This is a genomic window from Frondihabitans sp. OV104 (assembly GCF_057787745.1).
In genome coordinates this window covers 1018010-1037157 of the sequence record NZ_CM173541.1, presented here as the reverse complement: position 1 = coordinate 1037157, position 19148 = coordinate 1018010, and the positions used below count along the sequence as shown (strand labels likewise).

Here is a 19148-nt window from a genome sequence, read left to right as displayed (position 1 = left end):
GGGCCGGTCTGACACCCTCCGCCCGGTACCGTGGACGCATGACCTCGCACGAGCAGACCGACCTCGACGAGACCGCCGCCATCGCGCGCGACCTCATCCGCTTCGACACCACCAACTACGGCGGCGGCCGCTCCAACGGCGAGACCGACGCGGCCGAGTACGTCGCCGCCAAGCTCGAGGAGCTCGGCCTCACCCCGCTGATGTTCGAGTCGGAGCCCGGCCGCCACAGCGTGCTGGCGAAGGTGCCGGGGCGTGACCAGACGAAGCCGGGGCTCGTCGTGCACGGTCACCTCGACGTGGTGCCCGCGGATCCTGCGAACTGGTCTGTCGACCCGTTCGGCGGCGAGGTGAGAGACGGCATGCTCTGGGGGCGCGGCGCCGTCGACATGAAGAACATGGACGCGATGATGCTCACCAGCGTCGGCGACCTGCTGCGCTCGGGCCAGCAGCCGGAGCGCAACCTCGTGCTCGGCTTCCTGGCCGACGAGGAGGCCGGGGGAGTGCTCGGGTCGCACTTCCTGGTGAAGAACCACCCCGAGCTGTTCGACGGCATGGGCGAGGCGATCAGCGAGGTCGGGGGGTACTCGACGTTCATCGACGGCAAGCGCGCCTACCTGCTTCAGACCGGCGAGAAGGCCCTGATCTGGATCAAGCTCATCGCGCGCGGCACGGCCGGCCACGGGTCGCAGATGATCAGAGACAACGCCGTCACCCGCCTCGCCGAGGCCGTGACGGTTCTCGGCCGCCAGGAGTGGCCGGTCGAGCTGACCGACACGACGACGGGCCTGCTCCGCGAGGTCTCGCGCATCCTGGGCGTCGACCCCGAGCAGATCGCCCCCGACGAGCTGGTGCTGAAGACCGGCACGGCGTCCGGCTTCATCAAGGGAAGCCTGCGCGTCACGACGAACCCGACCGTGCTGCAGGCCGGCTACAAGCACAACGTGATCCCCGACACCGCCGAGGCGCTCGTCGACATCCGCTGCATGCCGGGTGACGAGCAGAAGGTGCTCGCCCAGGTGCGCGAGCTGATCGGCGACGACATCGAGATCGAGACCATCCACACCGACATCGGCCTCGAGACCGAGTTCGGCGGGCCGCTCGTTGAGTCGATCAAATCGACCCTCGACAGGCACGACCCGGGTGCGCCCGTGCTGCCCTACCTCCTCTCGGGAGGCACCGACAACAAGGCGCTCAGCCTGCTCGGCATCAAGGGCTACGGCTTCGCACCGCTGCGCCTCCCGGAAGAGATGGACTTCCCGGCGATGTTCCACGGCGTCGACGAGAGGGTGCCGCTCGAGGCGCTAACCTTTGGCAGTCGGGTGCTCCGCGACCTCCTCGCCACCTACTGATCCTCACCTAGTACCGAGAGGCTTTCCCAGCACGTGGAACACTTCCTTCAGGCGCTCCTGCTCGGCCTCGTCCAGGGCCTCACCGAGTTCCTCCCGATCTCGTCGAGCGGTCACATCCGCCTCGTCGCGCTCTTCTTCCCGCACGCCGGCAAGGAGTTCGACCCGGGCGCCGCCTTCACCGCGATCATCCAGCTCGGCACCGAGCTCGCCGTCCTCATCTACTTCTGGAAGGACGTCACGCGGATCGTCGGCAAGTGGTTCCGGTCGCTGTTCGGCCGGGTCGACCGCGGCGACCCCGACGTCCGCATGGGCTGGCTCGTGATCATCGGCACCTTCCCGATCGTCGTCGTCGGCGTGCTGACGCAGAAGTTCATCGCGAACGAGTTCCGCTCGCTCTGGCTCCTCGCGACGGTGCTGATCGTGTTCGGCCTCGTCCTCGCGGCCGCCGACATCCTCGGCAAGAAGACGGCCCGGTTCGAAGAGATGAAGTGGGGCCACGGCATCGCCATCGGCATCGCCCAGGTGCTCGCGCTCGTTCCCGGCGTCTCGCGCTCCGGAGCGACCACGTCGGCGGGTCTGGCACTCGGGTACTCGCGGCCCGCCGCCGCCCGGTTCTCGTTCCTGCTGGCGATCCCGGCCGTCTTCGGCTCGGGGCTGTTCGAGGTCTACCAGTCGTTCCACGATCACGCGCCCAACCCGTACTCGTGGGGCGACACGCTGGCCGCGACGGTCGTCTCGTTCGTCGTCGGCTTCGTGGTCATCGCGTTCTTCATGAACTACATCTCCAAGCGCAGCTTCCTGCCGTTCGTCGTCTACCGCATCGTGCTCGGCGTCGTGCTGTTCGCGCTCCTCGGCATCGGAGTCATCGGCTGATGCGCTCCTGGAGCTTCCCGGTGCTTCCCGGGCTTCCGGGCGCAGGAACGCCGCCCACCCTCTACGACACCGCCACCGGCGGCGCGCACCCCACCGACGGCGGCCGCCTGTACGTCTGCGGCATCACCCCCTACGACGCGACCCACCTCGGCCACGCGTCGACGTACCTCGCGTTCGACACGCTCGGCCGCGTCTGGCGCGACGCCGGCATCGAGGTCGCCTACGCGCAGAACACCACCGACGTCGACGACCCGCTGCTCGAGCGGGCGAACGACACCGGCGTCGACTGGCGCGAGCTGGCCGACTCGCAGACCGACCTCTTCCGCTCCGACATGGAGCACCTCCGCGTGATCCCGCCCGACCACTACATCGCCGTGACCGACGTCGTCGAGGCCATCGGAGACGCCGCCGCGCAGCTTCTGGCGACGGGCTTCGCGTACCCGGTCGACACCGCCGACTCGGAGGCCGGCGACGACCTCTACTTCGACGTCGACCGAGCGGCGGCCGACACCTCGTGGCACCTCGGCATCGAGAGCCGCCTCGACGCCGACACGATGCTCCAGTACTTCACCGAGCGCGGGGGAGACCCCGACCGCCCCGGCAAGCGCAACGTGCTCGACCCCCTGCTCTGGCGTTCCGCGCGCGACGGAGAGCCGTCGTGGCCGAGCGCCGTGGGCGACGGTCGACCGGGCTGGCACATCGAGTGCTCCGTCATCGCTCACGACCACCTGGGCCTGCCGATCTCGGTCAACGGCGGCGGCAGCGACCTGATCTTCCCGCACCACGAGATGAGCGCCGGCCACGGCACGGCGCTCACCGGCGACACGTTCGCGTCGCACTACGCGCACACCGGCATGGTCGCCTACCAGGGCGAGAAGATGTCGAAGTCACTCGGCAACCTGGTTAAGGTGTCGGAGCTGGTCACCGAGGGCGTCGATCCGCGCGCCATCCGCCTCGCGCTGCTGTCGCACCACTACCGCAGCGACTGGGAGTGGTTCGACGACGACGTGTTCGCCGCCATCGCGCGCATCACGCACTGGTCGGAGTGGGCGACCACGGCGGTTCCCGGCGACGAGGCCACTGAGCTCCTGACCGCACTGCGTGCGGCCCTGTCGGACGACCTCGACACCCCGTCCGCGATCGCCGCGGTCGAGGCCGCAGCCCGCTCGGGCGCTGTGCCGACCTCTGTCGACGTCGATGCCGTCGACGCGCTGCTCGGCATCGACCTGCGGTCGTGAGCTCCGGAACGCCGGCTGGACGAATGCTGGGGCCGCTCGACGCTCTGCCGCATCCGCCCCGCCGAGTCCTGATCGCCGGCGTGGCCGGCGCCGGAAAGTCGACGCTCGCACGACGGCTGTCGCGGATCCTGCAGCTGCCCTACACCGAGATCGACTCGCTCTATCACGGCCCGGACTGGACCGCCCTGCCGACGTTCGAGGCCGACGTCGAGCGCCTCACGAGCGAGCCTGCCTGGGTGAGCGAGTGGCAGTACCACGTCGTGCGCCCGCTGCTCGCGGAGCGCGCCGACACCCTGGTCTGGCTCGACCTGCCGTTCCGCACCGTGCTGCGCCGTGTCGTCTGGCGGACTGTCACGCGCCGGGTCACGCGGAAGCGCCTCTGGAGCGGCAACGTCGAGGGCCCGCTGTCGACGTTCTTCACCGACCGCGACAACATCATCCGCTGGTCCATCCGCACGCGCCGCGATCCCGCTCGCGACTGCACGCGGGCCGCGCGAGAGCACCCGCACCTGCAGGTCGTGCGCCTTCGGTCTCCCCGCGACGTCGAGCAGTTCGTCTTCGCCGCCGGCACGCACCGGGCCGACGCCCTCGGCTGACGGCTAGGCCGCCGGCGGACGCCAGGGGTCGTCGCCGGACTTGCCGTCGCGCTTGCGCAGGTACCGCTCGAACTCCTGGGCGATGGCCTCGCCGCTCGCCTCGGGGGAGTCGACGGTGTCGCGCGCCTGCTCGAGCTGCTCGATGTAGCCCGCCATGTCCTCGTCGTCGGCGGCGAGCGCGTCGATGCCGCTCTCCCAGGCCGCGGCCTCTTCGACGAGGTCGCCGCGAGGCACCTCGACGCCGGTGATCTCCTCCACCTTCTCGAGGATCGCGAGCGACGCCTTCGGGGAGGGCGCGTTGTGCACGTAGTGGGGCACGCTCGCCCAGATCGACACGGTGGGGACGCCGGCGGCCTCGATCGACTGCGACAGCACCGACAGGATGCCGACCGGGCCCTCGTAGGTGGAGCGCTCGACCAGCAGCTCGGCGCGGACGTCGGGGTTCTCGCTGCCGACGTAGAGCGAGATGGGTCGGGTGTGCGGCACGTCGGCGAGCATGGCACCGAGGAAGACGACGCCGGCGATGTCGTGAACGTCGACGAGGTCGACGATCTCGGCGGCGAAGCTGCGCCAGCTGCGCGAGGGCTCGGCTCCGAGCAGCACGAAGAGGCTGTCGTCGGCCCCTTCGACGGGCGAGGCGGCCGATGCCGGGCCATGAAGCAGGATCCGCGGCCACACGAGCGTGGAGTTGCCGTCTTCGTCGCGCGCGGCCATGGGCCGGTTGAACTGGAAGTCGATGTAGGCCTCGCCGTCGAGCTCGGCGAGAGTCGTCAGCTCGAGGGTCTCGACGAGGGAGCGGGCGACGTTGCTCGCCGCCTCACCCGCGTCGTTCCACCCCTCGAAAGCGACGACCATGAGCCGACCCCCGGCAAAACGTGACGTTGACGACACCTGACTCCTTTGCGGTGCGCCACCCCGGCCGGGCCGCGCACTAGCCATCAACGATAGCCTCCCCGGCCGCTCGCCGCGTGCGGCGGCGGGTGGCCGTCGACCGCCTGGCCTAGACTCGGGCGTCGTGACCGAAACGACTTCCGCCGACGCTCTGCTGCCCTCGGCCGTCCTCTGGGACATGGACGGCACCCTCGTCGACACCGAGCCGTACTGGCAGCAGTCGCAGGTGCGCCTGGTCGCCGAGCACGGCGGGTCGTGGACCCGCGCCGACGGCGACTCCCTGATCGGCTCGGGCCTCTGGCACTCCGCGAAGGTGCTCCAGGACCACGGCGTCGACCTCACCGGCCAGGAGATCATCGACCGCATGACGGACGACGTGCTCGTCGGCATCCGCGCCCACCTCCCGTGGCGTCCCGGCGCGCGCGAGCTGCTCCGCGAGATCCGCGACGCCGGAATCAAGACGGCGCTCGTCACCATGTCGTTCCGCCGCATGGCGGAGGAGATCGCCTCGAACATCGAGTTCCAGGGGTTCGACCTCGTCGTCGCCGGCGACATGGTCGAGAACGCCAAGCCGCACCCCGAGCCCTACCTGCTCGCGGCGGGGCGGCTCGGAGTCGACATCGACCTCTGCGTCGCCATCGAGGACAGCCCGACGGGCGTCGCCTCGGCGGTGGCCGCTGGCGCGGCGACGCTCGGCGTCGAGCACCACGCGCCGCTCCCGCGCGACGGGGAGTTCCAGCACCGGAGCACGCTCGCGGGCGTGACCCTCGACGACCTCGCGCAGTTCCTGCGCCAGAAGAAGAAGGCCGAGGCCGCCGCATGAGCGCCGAATCGCCGCAGGCACAGCGCCGACAGTCCGGACCCTTCTTGTGGGGCGACAAGGTGCAGCTGACGGGGCCCAAGGCCCGCATGCACACCATCGCGCTCACGCCCGGAGGCGAGTTCCACACGCACCGCGGCATCATCCGCCATGACGACGTGGTCGGCAAGCCGGACGGATCGGTGCTGATCGCCTCGACCGGAGACGAGTACCTGGCGCTGCGACCGCTTCTGGCCGACTTCGTCATGTCGATGCCCCGCGGCGCTGCGATCGTCTACCCGAAGGACGCCGCGATGATCGTGACGTTCTCGGACATCTTCCCGGGCGCGACGGTCGTCGAGGCGGGCGTGGGCTCAGGAGCCCTGTCGCTGTCGCTGCTGCGCGCCATCGGCCCGACCGGCCGCCTCGCCTCGTTCGAGCGCCGCGACGAGTTCGCCGACGTCGCGCGCGGCAACGTCACCTCCTTCCTGGGCGCCGAGCCCGACAACTGGACGGTCACCGTCGGCGACCTCGCCGACGAGCTGCCCGGAGTCGTGGGGGAGGGCGAGGCCGACCGCGTCGTGCTCGACATGCTCGCCCCGTGGGAGAACGTCGACGCCGTCGCCACCGCCCTCAAGTCCGGCGGGCTGGTCGTCTGCTATGTCGCCACCGTGACGCAGCTCTCGCGCACCGCGGAGGCGTTCCGCCACTACGGCGGCTTCACCGAGCCCGACTCGTCCGAGACGCTCGTGCGGGGCTGGCACGTGGAGGGCCTGGCCGTGCGCCCCGACCACCGCATGATCGCGCACACCGGATTCCTGATGACGGCGCGACGGCTCGCCCCGGGCGCTGTGCTCCCGCAGCTCAAGAGACGCGCGTCGAAGTCGGACTTCAGCGAGGAGGACGTCGAGCTGTGGACGCCCGGCGCACTCGGTGAGCGCTCGGCCACCTCGAAGAAGCTTCGCAAGACCGCCAGGCAGGCTCAGTCGGACGCCGCCAAGGCGATCGCCGGCGCCGACATCACCACCACGCTCCCGCAGGATCAGACGGAAGAGACCCTCCAGTGACCCAGTCCCTCATGAAGAAGCAGACCATCACGAAGACGCTTGCCGTCGCGGGTGCCATCGGCGCCCTGCTCACGCTCTCGCTCGCCGGGTGCAGCTCGACCAGCGATCCGCAGGCGAGCTGCTCCGGAGGCACCGCGTCGGGCAGCGTCTCGGACTCCGTGAAGGTGACCGGCAAGACCGGCTCCGCCCCGAAGGTGACCTTCGACAAGGGCCTCAGCGCGAAGAAGACCGAGAAGACGACCGTCGTCAAGGGCGACGGCTCGCTGGTGAAGTCGGGGCAGCCCGTGATCTTCCAGGTCACCTCGTACGACGGCGACACCGGCAAGAAGATCGCCTCGTTCTCGACCGACTACACGTCGGCCGGCACCTACCTCATGGCCGGCAAGGCCGACAGCCTGACGGCGCTCAGCGAGGGCTTCGTCTGCTCGCACGTGGGCGACCGCATCGCCGTCACCGGGACCGCGCAGGAATCGACCAACGGCCAGGGGATCGAGAGCAGCGGGGTCGGCGCGACCGACAGCATCGTGTTCGTCGCCGACATCCTGAAGGCGTTCCCCGCCAGGGCGACCGGCAAAGCCGTCGCTCCCCAGGCCGACCTCCCGACCGTGAAGCTCGCCAAGAACGGCGCCCCGACGATCACCATCCCGAAGGACGTCACGGCGCCGACCAAGCTCGTCTCGCAGGACCTCATCACCGGCTCCGGCGCGAAGGTCAAGGAGGGCGACCAGGTGATGATGCAGTACACCGGCGTGCTCTACAAGAACGGCAAGGTGTTCGACTCGTCGTGGACCAAGGGCCAGGCCTTCGTGGGCAGCCTCACCTCGGGTCAGCTGATCGACGGCTGGGTGACCGGCCTCGCCGGCAAGACCATCGGCAGCCAGGTGCTCCTGGTCGTCCCGCCGGGCGACGGCTACGGCTCGAAGGCCAACGGCGAGATCCCGGCGAACTCGACCCTGGTCTTCGTCGTGGACCTCCTCGGCAAGGTGTCCTGAGCGACCGAGGGCCATGGCAAGACCCAGTAGGCTGGTCGGCGTTTGCTCGTACAAAGGAATTGAGGACTCGTGCGCAAGATCCCCGCGCTGATCGTTACGGCCGGACTCCTGGCGACGTTGACCGCCTGCTCCACGAGCACCGCTCCCGGCTCTGCCGGGTGCACCACCCCGGCCTCGGGTGACGCCTCCAGCGTCGTCTCGGCCAGCGGCACGGTCGGCAAGAAGCCGACCTCGGTGTCGATCCCGACGCCGATCAACACGAAGCAGACCGAGGTGTCGACTCTCGTCGCGGGCCACGGCCAGGTCATCACCGACGGCACGCCCGTGCTCATCAAGTACACGATCTACAGCGGCGCCACCGGCGACGTCGTCTCGTCGAGCTCCTATGGCACGCCGACTGCTCCCCTCACCGTCGGCGCTACCAGCGGCGGCCCCATCGCCGACGCGCTCGTCTGCTCGACCGTCGGCTCGCGCGTCGCTGTCGCCGTCAAGGCAAGCGAGCTCACCTCGACCACCGCCAAGAAGACCGACAAGTCGGGCCCGGCGTACATCGCCGTCGTCGACATCGTGAAGGCGTTCCTCCCCAAGGCCGACGGCCGGCTCGTGCGCGGCGTCAACAACATGCCCGCCGTCGTCACCGCGGCGAACGGCGCTCCCGGCATCAGCATCCCCGACGTCGCGGCGCCGACCACCGAGAAGGTCCAGCTGATCCGCAAGGGCTCGGGCCACGTCCTCACCAAGAGCGACACCGCGATCGTGCAGTACACCGCCGTCGACTGGGCCTCGACCCCGACGGTGCAGGGCTCCACCTGGACCGACACCGGCGCGGCCACCACGGTCGACCTCGGCTCCAGCCAGATCGCCGCCTCCGTCCGCTCGGCTCTGATCGGCCAGCCGGTCGGCTCCCAGGTCATGGTCGTCGTACCGCCGGCCAAGGGAGCGACCACCGCGAGCACCTACGTGTACGTGTTCGACGTGCTCGGCGCCCTCTGATCCGCACCCGCACGCCTCGCGCTCGTCGCGGCACCCGACTGATCTAGGATCGTCGTCGTGCCCGCTTCCCGCGCTCCGCGCGTCCCCGTCGAAGAGAGGCTCTTCAGCCTCGTCCTCGCCCTGCTCGCGACCGAGACCGGACTCACGAAGACCGAGATCCTCTCCACTGTCCAGGGCTACCGCCAGCGCTGGACGCAGGGTGACAACGCCGCCCTCGAGCGCCAGTTCGAACGCGACAAAGACGACATCCGCGAGCTCGGCGTGCCCCTCGAGACCATCGAGGAGCCCGGAGACACCGGCAACAACCAGAACCTCCGCTACCGGATCCCTCGCGGTGCCTACGAGCTGCCGGACGACATCGCGTTCTCGTCCGAAGAGACAGCTCTTCTGACCCTGGCGGCGATGGTCTGGCGCGAGGGCACGCTCTCGGGGGAGTCGCGCCGCGCTCTCCTCAAGCTCCGCAGCCTCGGCGGCACGGCGCCGGTTCCCGAGCTCGACTACGCGCCCCGCATCCGCTCCCGCGACGCCGCCTTCGAGCCGCTGCAGACCGCGCTCGACCGCCGACTCGTCGTGCGCTTCGACTACCTCAAGCCCGGCGACGACGCTCCTCGCGCACGCCGCGTCGTGCCCTACGCGCTCGTGCAGTTCCAGGGGCGGTGGCTGTGCTCCGCCATCGACCCGGAGACCGACGGGTGGCGGACGTTCCTGCTCTCGCGCATCGTCAGCCCGGTCGCAGTGACCGCCGAAACGGCGACCGTGCCCCCCGACGCGACCGCCGAGCGCGCCCTCGCCGACCTGGAGGCGCTGTGGGAGGCCCAGATCGCCGTGGTGCGCGCCGACCCGGCATCCGATGCCGAGACGCGCCTGCTCAAGCGCCGCGGCACCGTGCGCCGGCTCGACGGCGCGCTCACCGTGCACTGGTCGGACCGCCACCTCCTCGCGGACGAGCTCGCGTCGTTCGGCCCCGAGGTCGAGGCCGTCTCGCCGCCCGAGATCCGAGCGCTGGTCGTCGCGCGCCTCGCCGCCCTCGTCGCCGACCATCGCGGCACCGCTGACTCGGAGGCCTCCCGTGGCTGAACGCGCCCCCGCGCTCCAGGCGCAAGACAAGCTGGCGTTCCTGCTGTCGCTGGTGCCCTACCTGATGGACAGGGGGAGCGTCAGCATCGCCGAGGCCGCCGCCCACTTCAAGGTGCCGGTCGCGCAGATCAAGCGCGCCGTCGAGCTGATAGCCGTCTCAGGGATTCCCGGCGAGACCACCCAATACCAGCACGGCGACCTCTTCGACATCGCCTGGGACGACTTCGAGCAGAACGGCGTCATCGTTCTGACCAACATGGTCGCCATCGACGACTCGCCGCGCTTCTCGGCGCGCGAGGCCGCCGCCATGATCGCCGGCCTGCAGTACCTCTCGTCGCTGCCTGAGAACGCCGACCGCGCCGCCATCGCCACCCTGATGTCGAAGCTGTCTCGCGGGGCGTCGAGCGCGCCGAGCCAGGTCGCCGTCGAGAACGCCCCGACGAACGACCTCCTCGCGCTGGTCGAGCGCGCCGTCGAGGCGGGCGTGCAGCTGGAGTTCGACTACGCCGGAGTCCGCGGCCAGGTCGAGCGCCGCCGCGTCGACCCCCTGCGCGTCGAGTCGCTCGACGCCGACTGGTACCTCCGCGGCTACGACCACCTGCGCGAGGCCGTCCGCACCTTCCGACTCGACCGCATCGCCGCGCCGGCGGTGTCCGACCAGCCGATCTCGTTCACGGCGTCCGATGTCGTTCTGCCCGAGAAGCTGTTCGAGGGATCACCCGACGACGTGGTCGTGACGGTCGAGATCGACACCGCGGCGTCCTCGTTCCTCGCCGACTACGCTCCCGACGACATCGAGGGCGCAGGAACATCCCGCACCCGCCTGCACCTGCGGGTCAACCAGTTCGGATCCCTCGCCCGGCTCATCTCCGGCCTGCCCGGGCGTCCGGTGGTCATCGCCCCGGCCTCCGCTCGCGACGCGGTCTCCGACTGGGTCTCACGAGCAAGTCACAGGTATGGCGAGGATGAGCTCTTTTCGGTCGACGGCGGGTTAGACTAGCCACCCCTACGAACTTGCAAGGAGGCAACTACCATGTTCGGTAACGCCTTTGGATGGCCCCACCTTCTGATCATCCTCGTGATCCTGCTCCTCCTCTTCGGTGCGCCGAAGCTGCCGGGTCTCGCGAAGAGCATCGCCCAGTCGATGAAGATCTTCCGCACCGAGATCGCTCCCAACCACGACAACAAGCCCACCGACACGAGCAGTGCAGCTCCGTCGGCCGGCACGGTCAACGACACGACGGTCCACCCGACCACGACGACGTCGACCGACCTCCCGCCGAAGCAGTAGCGCGTGGCCGCGACCTCAGTTCCTGGGGGCGGGCCAGGTCTGGACGGGCCTGCGGCGAAGCGCCGCGGTGCGGGCTCCTCGAAGAGCGCCGAGGGGCGGATGTCCCTCGGGCAGCACTTCCTGGAGTTGCGCAAGCGGCTCTTCTTCGCGGCCGTCGCCATCGCGCTCGGCTCCATCGCCGGATGGTTCCTCTCCGAGTACGTCCTCGATATTCTCAGAGCGCCCGTCGAGACCATCGCTGGCGACGGCCACCGTCTCGCGTCGCTCAACTTCGGCAACATCACTGGCGCCTTCGACCTGAAGCTCACGATCACCATCACCGTGGGCATCATCATCTCGAGCCCGGTGTGGCTGTACCAGATCTGGGCGTTCATCGTCCCGGCCCTGGTGCGCAAGGAGAAGATCTACGCGCTCGGGTTCCTCGGGGCAGCCATCCCGCTGTTCCTCGCGGGCTGCTGCGCCGGCTTCTTCGTGCTTCCGCACATCGTGCAGGTGATGACGAGCTTCATCTCGCAAGACGACTCGTCGATCATCGACGCCAAGACCTACTACGACTTCGTCCTGAAGCTCGTGCTCGCCGTCGGCGTCGCCTTCGTGCTGCCGGTGTTCCTCGTGCTGCTCAACTTCGTCGGCGTCATCTCGCACAAGTCGATCATCAAGAGCTGGCGCGTGGCCATCATCCTGATCGTCCTGTTCACCGCGATCGTCACCCCTGCCGCCGACGTCATCTCGATGCTGCTGCTGGCGGTTCCGATGATCCTGCTGTTCCTCGCCGCCTGCGGTGTGACCTACGTGCACGACCTCCGGGCCGCACGCCGAGTCGCGGCGCTCGACGCAGAGCTCGCGGGCGCCTGAGCCCCGCGCGCATAGACTCGACCGCGTGACCAGCAGCGATCCGTCTCCTGCCGAGCGCTTCGCAGCGTCGCGCAACCGTTCCAAGACCCCCCAGCTCCAGGCGTTCCGCTCGAGACTGGGCTTCGGCCTCGACCCCTTCCAGATCGCGGCCTGCGAGGTCGTCGAGGAAGGCCGCAGCGTCCTCGTCGCCGCTCCCACCGGTGCGGGCAAGACCCTGGTGGCGGAGTTCGCGATCCATCTCGCGATGCAGGATCCCCACCACAAGGTCTTCTACACGGCGCCGATGAAGGCGCTCAGCAATCAGAAGTACCAGGAGCTCGTCGCCGAGTACGGCGCCTCCGAGGTAGGCCTGCTGACCGGCGACACCAACGTCAACTCGCGTGCCCGCATCGTCGTGATGACGACCGAGGTGCTGCGTAACATGCTCTACGCGGGCTCCGACCTGCTCGAGGATCTCCGCTGGGTCGTGCTCGACGAGGTCCACTTCCTGGGCGACCGCTTCCGCGGTGCCGTCTGGGAGGAGGTCATCATCCACCTCCCGCTCGACGTGCGCATGGTGTCGCTGAGCGCCACCGTGTCGAACGCCGAGGAGTTCGGCGACTGGCTGATGGCCGTCCGCGGCGACACCGACGTCATCGTCTCCGAGGAGCGCCCCGTGCCCCTCCAGCAGCACGTGCTCGTCGGCAGCAAGTACCTCGACCTGTTCGACTCCAGCGGCAAGGCCGCCACCAACCGGGTCAACCCGGAGCTCGTCCGCGCGGCGTCGCTGAACGTCCGCGCCGGCGGCCGTGGCGGGCGACCGGGCTCGGGATCCCACGGCTACCGCGGCCGAGACTCCGCGCGTCCCGGCCCGAGCGGCCCGCAGAACTTCGGCCGCATGGACCGCTGGCGGATCGTCGAGCTGCTCGATGGCAAGAACCTGCTGCCGGCCATCTTCTTCGTCTTCAGCCGCGTCGGCTGCGACCAGGCGGTGCGCCAGGTGCTCCGCTCCGGCATCCGACTGACCTCCGCGGCCGACCGCGACGAGATCCGGCAGATCGTCGACGAGCACTGCCGCACCCTCCGCGACGAGGACCTCGCCGTGCTCGGCTACTACGAGTGGCTCGAAGGGCTCGAGCGGGGTGTCGCCGCGCACCACGCCGGTCTCCTGCCCGCGTTCAAGGAGGTCGTCGAGGAGCTCTTCCAGAAGAAGCTCGTCAAGGTCGTCTTCGCCACCGAGACGCTCGCCCTCGGCATCAACATGCCGGCGCGGAGCGTCGTGCTGGAGAAGCTCGAGAAGTACAACGGCGAGTCGCGCGTGCCGATCACGCCGGGGGAGTACACCCAGCTGACCGGTCGTGCCGGTCGTCGCGGTATCGACATCGAGGGCCACTCGGTGATCCAGTGGGCGCAGGGGCTCGACCCGCAGGCGGTCGCCGCACTCGCCTCCCGCCGCACCTACCCGCTCAACTCGAGCTTCCGACCCACCTACAACATGGCGGTCAACCTGATCGAGCGGTTCGGGCGCTCGCGCACGCGCGAGGTGCTCGAGACCTCCTTCGCGCAGTTCCAGGCCGACCGCGCCGTCGTCGACCTCGCCCGCAAGGTCCGCTCGCAGCAGCAGTCGCTCGACGGCTACGCGAACTCGATGCAGTGTCACCTCGGCGACTTCGGCGAGTTCATGATCATCCGCCAGGAGATCGCCGACCTGGAGAAGCAGGGGGCGTCTCGCGCCGAGACGCAGAGCCGCGGAGAACGCGACCGCCGACAGCAGAAGATCACGTCGCTGCGTCGGCAGATGCGCTCGCACCCCTGCCACGCCTGCCCCGAGCGAGAGCAGCACGCACGCTGGGCCGAGCGCTGGTACAAGCTGAAGAAGCAGACGGATCAGCTCTCAGCGCAGATTCGCGGTCGCACCGGAGCCGTCGCGAAGATCTTCGACCGCGTCACCGACGTGCTCCTCGACCTCGGCTACCTGATCCCGCCCGACGGCTCGGCCCAGGGCGACTCGTCGAGCGTCTCCCGCACGACCGAGGTCGAGGTCGCGGCGCCGGGGCGCACCCTGCGCCGCATCTACGGCGATCGCGACCTCCTCGTCGCCGAGTGCCTGCGCCGTGGCGTCTGGAACCAGCTCGACGTGCCTCAGCTCGCAGCGATGGCCGCCACTCTCGTGTACGAGCCGCGACGAGACGAGGGGATGCTGGGCGACCGCTTCCTGCCGCGCGGGGAGTACCGCACGGCGCTCGACCGCACACAGACCATCTGGTCGGAGCTCGACGACCTGGAGCAGTCGCACCGGCTGCCCGGCACGTCGCAGCCGTCGCCCGGCATCGCCCTGGCGATGCAGAAGTGGGCGCGCGGCGCCGACCTCGACACCGTGCTCGACGATGCCGAGCTCGCGGCGGGCGACTTCGTGCGCTGGACCAAGCAGACGATTGACCTGCTCGACCAGCTCTCGATGGTGGCCGACCCGCCCGTGGGCGCGACGGCCCGCAAGGCGCTCGACGCAGTGCGCCGGGGCATCGTCTCTTACAGCACGGTCTAGGGCGCTTTCCGGGCCAGGCCCCCGACTGGGCCGTTTAGACTCGTCGGGTGCCCCGACTCTTCGGCGCGCCGCCCCCATCGGGTCCGCCGCGCTCAGCCGACTTCCGTCTGCCCCTGTGGATGGCCGTCATCGTCGGCGCCGGCGGAGGGGCCTTGCTCGAGTTCGCCTTCCCCGACAAGAACATCTGGATCCTGGCGGTGCCGGGCACGGCGCTGATCCTCCTCGCCCTCCAGGGTCGAAGCGTGGGCGGGTCGCTTCTGGTGGGGCTCGCCTCGGGCGGAACCTTCTTCTTCGTCCTGATCGACTGGGTCGCGACGTATCTCGGGCCCGTTCCCTGGTTCGCGCTGGCCGGGTTCGAAGCGGTCATCTTCGCCGTCGGCGGCATCGCCATCACCCTCGCCTACCGATGGATTACACGGGTCTGGCCCGGCACGCTGGGCCGCACCCTGCTGCTGCCGGTCGTCGTCGCAGGCCTCTGGACCGGCCGTGAGTTCGTCGCGGGCCACTACCCGTACGGCGGCTTCTCGTGGGGCCGCGTGGCCGAGAGCCAGTCGCAGAGCCCGTTCGCGCCGCTGACCGCGTGGCTGGGGGTGTCGGGCCTCAGCTTCGTGCTCGTCGGCCTCGCCGCGTTCCTGCTCCAGCTGATCGTGGATCGGCCTTTCGTGCGCTCGACCCGCCTCCTGGTGGGGCTCACGGCGATCGTCGCGGTCCTGGCCGTGCCGGCATGGCCCACGCAGTCGGCAGGGACGTCGACGATCGCGGCCGTGCAGGGCAACAGCAAGGCGGGGTTCTTCCAGCAGCACGACTACGGCGACCTGACGAACGCCCAGGTGCTCGCCACGTACGACGGCGTGCAGCCCTCGGACACGATCGACATGCTCGTCTGGCCCGAGGGCGCGTCAGATCGCAACCCGACGACCGACCCCTACGGTACGTACATCTTCGACACGCTCTCGCAGGCCTACGACGCCCCGATCGTCTCGGGAGTCATCACCCAGCGCGGGTCGAAGGACTACAACTCCTCGGTCGTCTGGAACGACGGCGCCGTGCAGGCCCAGTACGACAAGCGCCACCTGGTGCCCTTCGGCGAGTACGTGCCGGACCGACCCTTCTTCATGGCGCTGGCCCCGTCGCTCGTGGGGCTGCTCACCCGCGACCTCACGCCGGGCACCAACTCGAACGTGCTCGACGTCGGCAGCATCAGAGCCGGCATCTCGATCTGCTTCGACATCGTCGACGACGCCCTCACCCGGCAGATGGTCGACGACGGGGCCAAGGTGATCCTGGCCCAGACGAACAACGCCGACTTCGGGCAGACCGACGAGAACACGCAGCAGCTCGCCATCGCGCGCCTGCGGGCCATCGAGACCGCGCGGCCGCTGGTCAACGTGTCGACGGTCGGCTCGAGTGCCGTCATCTCGGCCGATGGTGCGACGATCGACAGCATCCCGGCGTTCCGCCCGGGCGCCATGGTCACGAAGATCACTCTCGGCACGGGCACCACGCCGGCTGTCTTCGCCGGCGCCGCCCTCGAGCAGCTCGTCATGTTCTTCGGACTCGCGTCGCTCGTGCTGGCCCGCGTGCTGCTGCGCGGCTCCGGGTACGCCGAGGCCGAGCGTCGTCACCGGGTTGCGAAGCGCGCTCGTCGGCTGGCTCGCGCCGCGTAAATCGCTCTCTCCGGGCACGGGCGCAGGAACGACGCAGAAGTCGCGCCCGACCTGAGTGGTCGGGCGCGACTTAGCTGTCATGCGGCCTGAGCTGGTGGGGCTAGGCGCCGATCTTCTGCTGACCCTTGCGCGCCCTCAGGAAGTCGAGTCGCTCTTGCAGGAGCTCCTCGAGCTCCGGGCGCGTACGGCGCTCCAGGAGCATGTCCCAGTGGGTGCGCGGCGTCTTCACGTCGCCGCGGTCGATGTCGACGGGCTTGCCGTCTTCGGAGAGCAGTGTGCCCTCCTGACCCGACTTCGGCGACTGCCACGACTCGGGAACTTCGGCCTCGGCCGCGAAGACGACCTCGAACGTAGAACCGTCGGCCGTCTGGAACATGGCCTTCTTACGGGGCGAGAACTCGACGCCCTCTTCGCTCTGGAGGCTCTGGCTTCCGAGCCTCATTCCACGCAAACTGCGATCTGCCATTGTGTGGTCTCCTCTCGCGTTGCAATCTCCCTTTGTAACCACTTAAGATGAAGGTTTGTTTCGGCGGCCCCAAACTCACAGTGCGCACACAGCGGATCGGGAGTTGCCGTCACGACCTGGCTTTCTTGTCTGGTAGGTGTTCGGAGCAGAACGCACTAGCGCTCGCTCACCGTCGCGCAGTGACGACGGGGACAGCCAGATCGGCCCGGTCGGTGATGAGCCCGTCGACGCCGAGATCGAGCAGACGCTCCATGTCGGCCGTCTCGTTGACGGTCCACACATGGACCTCGACGCCGTTGGCGTGCGCGGCGCGAACGAGAGCCGACGACAGAACAGGGAGCGAGCCCTGCCGCTCCGGAATCTGCAGCGCGTGGATGCCCTTCATCGCCAGGCGCGCGAGAAGGGGTACCCGCGTCTGCGCGGCGACGACGGCGCGGATCACGCCGGGCGACGAGGCGGACGTCGCCACACCGGGCAGGTCGGCCACGGCGCGGCGCCGGCGCTTCTCGTCGAAGGAAGTGACGAGGACGCGATCGATCGCGTTCGCGCGCCGGATGGCGGCGACGGCGGGCTCGACCACGGCATCGTGCTTCAGATCGATGTTGAAGCAGGCATCCGGAAACGCGTGCAGCGCCTCGGCCAGCGTCGGGATCTCGACGTCTCCCCGAAGCCGGATACGGCGCACCGCCGACGCCGTCAGCCCGGCGATGGGCGACTGCGGCCCGCCCACGCGGTGCAGATCGGGGTCGTGGCTGAGGACGGCGACACCGTCGCTGGTCGCGTGGACGTCGGTCTCGAGATGCATGACGCCGAGCGCCATAGCGTGCAGGAAAGCCGGCAGAGTGTTCTCCGGCTCGCCGACCGCCAGCCCCCGGTGCGCGATGACGCGAGGGGACCGACGGTCGAACCAGCGCGTGGTCACTCGGCGGAGGGGCCCGCCGAGGTGGGGGCCGTCGGCGCGGGCGCCGGAGCGGGCGGCGTACCGGGAGTTCCGGCGCCCTCGCCCTTCATCGCATCGCGGGCACCGAGGAAGCCGGCGCCGACGCCTTTGAGCGCCTCGGTGAACTCGGACGGGATCATCCAGACCTTGCTCGCGGTGCCGTCGGCGATCTTCGGCAGCGTCTGGAGGTACTGGTATGCGAGCAGCTTGGGGTCGGGGTCGCCGTCGTGGATCGCCTTGAAGACGGTCTGGATGGCTTCGGCCTCACCCTGAGCACGCAGGACCTGCGACTTCGCCGCACCCTCGGCCTCGAGGATCGACGCCTGGCGCGAGCCCTCGGCCTGGAGGATGGCGGCCTGCTTGGTGCCTTCAGCGCGGAGGATCTGGGCGCGTCGGTCGCGCTCGGCGCGCATCTGCTGCTCCATGGAGTCCTGGATCGACAGGGGCGGCTCGATGGCCTTGAGCTCGACCCGGCCGACGCGGATGCCCCACTTGCCGGTCGCCTCGTCGAGGACGATGCGCAGCTGGCCGTTGATGTTGTCGCGACTGGTGAGGGCCTCTTCGAGGTTCAGGCCGCCGACGACGTTGCGAAGCGTGGTGGTGGTCAGCTGCTCGACGGCGCCGAGGTAGTTGGCGATCTCGTAGGTCGCCGCACGGGCGTCGGTCACCTGGAAGTAGACGACCGTGTCGATCGAGACCACGAGGTTGTCCTCGGTGATGACGGGCTGGGGTGGGAACGAGACGACCTGCTCGCGCATGTCGAGCAGCGGCCGCACGCGGTCGATGAACGGCACGAGGATGTTGAGGCCGGGGGAGAGGGTCTTGTGGTACTTGCCCAGCCGCTCGACCACGCCGGCCGTGGCCTGCGGGATGATCCGGATCGCGCGGAAGAGGATCACCAGCACGAAGATCACGACCACTATGAGGACGAGAACGAGCACGATCCCCCCGATGGCTGCTGCGTCGACGTTCATGAGAGGCTCCCTTGGTTGGTGGGCGAGACGGGCTTGCTGGGCGGTGTGGTGCCGGGGACGACGACGGCCGTCGACCCCTCGATCGCCGTGACGACGACCGGCGTGCCGGTGTCGAGGGTGCCGGACCCCTCGGGGGCGAGGAGCCGTGCGCTCCAGGTCTCGCCGTTCGACAGCTTGACCTGGCCGGGGCCGGCCGCGGGGTCGCCGCCGACGACGGGGACGACCACGATGCCGGCGAGGCCGAGGAGGGCCTCGACGCCGGTCTTCGTCTGATCGCCGCCGCGTTTCAGCGCACGCAGGAGGGGCGGCCGCACCGTGAAGAGGAGCAGCAGGGAGACGATCGCCGCGACGATCACCTGCAACCAGAACTCGCCGCCGAACAGGCCGGCGAGGAGGCCGCCCACGCTGCCGATGGCGAGCATGAGGAAGGTGAACTCGACGGTCGTCACCTCGACGATCACGAAGAGCAGTATCAATCCGATCCAGAGCACCCAGTAGTAGTCGGCGAAGAACTCGGTCATCGTCATGCTCCCTTCCTTGGGAATCGGACCGAAAA

19 protein-coding genes are annotated in these 19148 nt (G+C 69.4%); 14 read left to right on the top strand and 5 right to left on the bottom strand.

The features are described 5' to 3' along the window. Positions 1-38 precede the first annotated feature (38 nt). From AC3CBB_RS04900 to AC3CBB_RS04885, 4 genes are read left to right on the top strand one after another with little or no spacing between them, the layout of a single operon-like run. On the top strand, positions 39-1349 hold the full coding sequence (locus AC3CBB_RS04900; RefSeq protein ID WP_488626206.1) for a M20/M25/M40 family metallo-hydrolase: 1311 nt from the start codon (positions 39-41) through the stop codon (positions 1347-1349). Between the two features lie 33 nt (positions 1350-1382). Further along, positions 1383-2222 carry an undecaprenyl-diphosphate phosphatase gene (locus AC3CBB_RS04895; protein WP_488626205.1) on the top strand — a complete coding sequence of 280 codons (840 nt, stop codon included), beginning with the start codon at positions 1383-1385 and terminating at the stop codon, positions 2220-2222. Further along, complete coding sequence (gene mshC, locus AC3CBB_RS04890; RefSeq protein ID WP_488626204.1) at positions 2222-3460, top strand: cysteine--1-D-myo-inosityl 2-amino-2-deoxy-alpha-D-glucopyranoside ligase; 1239 nt, start codon at positions 2222-2224, stop codon at positions 3458-3460. The genes AC3CBB_RS04895 and mshC overlap by 1 nt, the downstream gene beginning before the upstream one ends. A 23-nt stretch (positions 3461-3483) precedes the next feature. Continuing rightward, complete coding sequence (locus AC3CBB_RS04885) at positions 3484-4056, top strand: P-loop NTPase family protein (protein ID WP_123504485.1); 573 nt, start codon at positions 3484-3486, stop codon at positions 4054-4056. A gap of 3 nt (positions 4057-4059) precedes the next feature. Here the strand turns inward: AC3CBB_RS04885 and AC3CBB_RS04880 are convergent, their stop codons facing one another. After that, the gene (locus AC3CBB_RS04880; protein ID WP_233579749.1) at positions 4060-4911 is read right to left on the bottom strand and encodes a proteasome assembly chaperone family protein; all 852 of its coding nucleotides are present in this window, start codon (positions 4909-4911) and stop codon (positions 4060-4062) included. Between the two features lie 160 nt (positions 4912-5071). Here AC3CBB_RS04880 and AC3CBB_RS04875 point away from each other — a divergent pair, with 160 nt between their 5' ends. The 10 genes from AC3CBB_RS04875 to lnt all read left to right on the top strand — a co-directional run bounded on the left by AC3CBB_RS04875 (position 5072) and on the right by lnt (position 16212). Further along, positions 5072-5770 carry an HAD family hydrolase gene (locus AC3CBB_RS04875; RefSeq protein WP_488626203.1) on the top strand — a complete coding sequence of 233 codons (699 nt, stop codon included), beginning with the start codon at positions 5072-5074 and terminating at the stop codon, positions 5768-5770. After that, positions 5767-6813: a tRNA (adenine-N1)-methyltransferase gene (locus AC3CBB_RS04870; RefSeq protein ID WP_488626202.1), complete on the top strand. Its 1047-nt coding sequence runs from the start codon at positions 5767-5769 to the stop codon at positions 6811-6813. Before AC3CBB_RS04875 ends, AC3CBB_RS04870 begins: the two co-directional genes overlap by 4 nt. Further along, positions 6810-7805, top strand: coding sequence for an FKBP-type peptidyl-prolyl cis-trans isomerase (locus tag AC3CBB_RS04865; protein ID WP_123504482.1), 996 nt, complete (start codon positions 6810-6812; stop codon positions 7803-7805). The genes AC3CBB_RS04870 and AC3CBB_RS04865 overlap by 4 nt, the downstream gene beginning before the upstream one ends. A 69-nt stretch (positions 7806-7874) precedes the next feature. After that, a complete protein-coding gene (locus AC3CBB_RS04860; protein WP_123504481.1) occupies positions 7875-8798 on the top strand; it encodes an FKBP-type peptidyl-prolyl cis-trans isomerase in 924 nt (307 codons plus the stop codon). A gap of 57 nt (positions 8799-8855) precedes the next feature. Continuing rightward, entirely contained in the window at positions 8856-9875 is a 1020-nt protein-coding gene (locus tag AC3CBB_RS04855; RefSeq protein WP_123504480.1) for a helix-turn-helix transcriptional regulator, read from the top strand. Continuing rightward, entirely contained in the window at positions 9868-10875 is a 1008-nt protein-coding gene (locus AC3CBB_RS04850) for a helix-turn-helix transcriptional regulator (protein ID WP_123504479.1), read from the top strand. Before AC3CBB_RS04855 ends, AC3CBB_RS04850 begins: the two co-directional genes overlap by 8 nt. A 33-nt stretch (positions 10876-10908) precedes the next feature. Further along, entirely contained in the window at positions 10909-11166 is a 258-nt protein-coding gene (locus AC3CBB_RS04845) for a twin-arginine translocase TatA/TatE family subunit (protein ID WP_123504478.1), read from the top strand. A gap of 99 nt (positions 11167-11265) precedes the next feature. Further along, complete coding sequence (gene tatC, locus AC3CBB_RS04840) at positions 11266-12021, top strand: twin-arginine translocase subunit TatC (RefSeq protein ID WP_123504477.1); 756 nt, start codon at positions 11266-11268, stop codon at positions 12019-12021. A 25-nt stretch (positions 12022-12046) separates the two neighbouring features. Further along, positions 12047-14545 carry a DEAD/DEAH box helicase gene (locus AC3CBB_RS04835; RefSeq protein WP_123504476.1) on the top strand — a complete coding sequence of 833 codons (2499 nt, stop codon included), beginning with the start codon at positions 12047-12049 and terminating at the stop codon, positions 14543-14545. Positions 14546-14592: 47 nt separating this feature from the next. Then, entirely contained in the window at positions 14593-16212 is a 1620-nt protein-coding gene (gene lnt / locus AC3CBB_RS04830; protein WP_488626201.1) for an apolipoprotein N-acyltransferase, read from the top strand. 100 nt (positions 16213-16312) lie between these two features. Here lnt and AC3CBB_RS04825 read toward each other — a convergent pair whose 3' ends face one another. The 4 genes from AC3CBB_RS04825 to AC3CBB_RS04810 all read right to left on the bottom strand — a co-directional run bounded on the left by AC3CBB_RS04825 (position 16313) and on the right by AC3CBB_RS04810 (position 19119). Then, entirely contained in the window at positions 16313-16678 is a 366-nt protein-coding gene (locus AC3CBB_RS04825) for an RNA polymerase-binding protein RbpA (RefSeq protein WP_123504474.1), read from the bottom strand. A gap of 166 nt (positions 16679-16844) precedes the next feature. Next, the gene (locus AC3CBB_RS04820) at positions 16845-17600 is read right to left on the bottom strand and encodes a glycerophosphodiester phosphodiesterase family protein (RefSeq protein WP_488626200.1); all 756 of its coding nucleotides are present in this window, start codon (positions 17598-17600) and stop codon (positions 16845-16847) included. Next, positions 17597-18592 carry an SPFH domain-containing protein gene (locus AC3CBB_RS04815; RefSeq protein ID WP_123504472.1) on the bottom strand — a complete coding sequence of 332 codons (996 nt, stop codon included), beginning with the start codon at positions 18590-18592 and terminating at the stop codon, positions 17597-17599. Before AC3CBB_RS04815 ends, AC3CBB_RS04820 begins: the two co-directional genes overlap by 4 nt. Next, positions 18589-19119 (bottom strand): NfeD family protein, encoded by a 531-nt coding sequence (locus tag AC3CBB_RS04810; RefSeq protein ID WP_123504471.1) that lies wholly within the window; start codon positions 19117-19119, stop codon positions 18589-18591. The genes AC3CBB_RS04815 and AC3CBB_RS04810 overlap by 4 nt, the downstream gene beginning before the upstream one ends. Positions 19120-19148: the final 29 nt, after the last annotated feature.

Bases quoted from the DNA above. Each gene is read 5' to 3' on its own strand.
- AC3CBB_RS04825 (WP_123504474.1), bottom strand. From the start codon at position 16,678: ATGGCAGATCGCAGTTTGCGTGGAATGAGGCTCGGAAGCCAGAGCCTC.
- tatC (WP_123504477.1), top strand. From the start codon at position 11,266: ATGTCCCTCGGGCAGCACTTCCTGGAGTTGCGCAAGCGGCTCTTCTTC.
- AC3CBB_RS04880 (WP_233579749.1), bottom strand. From the start codon at position 4,911: ATGGTCGTCGCTTTCGAGGGGTGGAACGACGCGGGTGAGGCGGCGAGC.
- mshC (WP_488626204.1), top strand. From the start codon at position 2,222: ATGCGCTCCTGGAGCTTCCCGGTGCTTCCCGGGCTTCCGGGCGCAGGA.
- AC3CBB_RS04870 (WP_488626202.1), top strand. From the start codon at position 5,767: ATGAGCGCCGAATCGCCGCAGGCACAGCGCCGACAGTCCGGACCCTTC.
- AC3CBB_RS04810 (WP_123504471.1), bottom strand. From the start codon at position 19,119: ATGACGATGACCGAGTTCTTCGCCGACTACTACTGGGTGCTCTGGATC.
- AC3CBB_RS04815 (WP_123504472.1), bottom strand. From the start codon at position 18,592: ATGAACGTCGACGCAGCAGCCATCGGGGGGATCGTGCTCGTTCTCGTC.
- AC3CBB_RS04900 (WP_488626206.1), top strand. From the start codon at position 39: ATGACCTCGCACGAGCAGACCGACCTCGACGAGACCGCCGCCATCGCG.
- AC3CBB_RS04845 (WP_123504478.1), top strand. From the start codon at position 10,909: ATGTTCGGTAACGCCTTTGGATGGCCCCACCTTCTGATCATCCTCGTG.
- AC3CBB_RS04885 (WP_123504485.1), top strand. From the start codon at position 3,484: ATGCTGGGGCCGCTCGACGCTCTGCCGCATCCGCCCCGCCGAGTCCTG.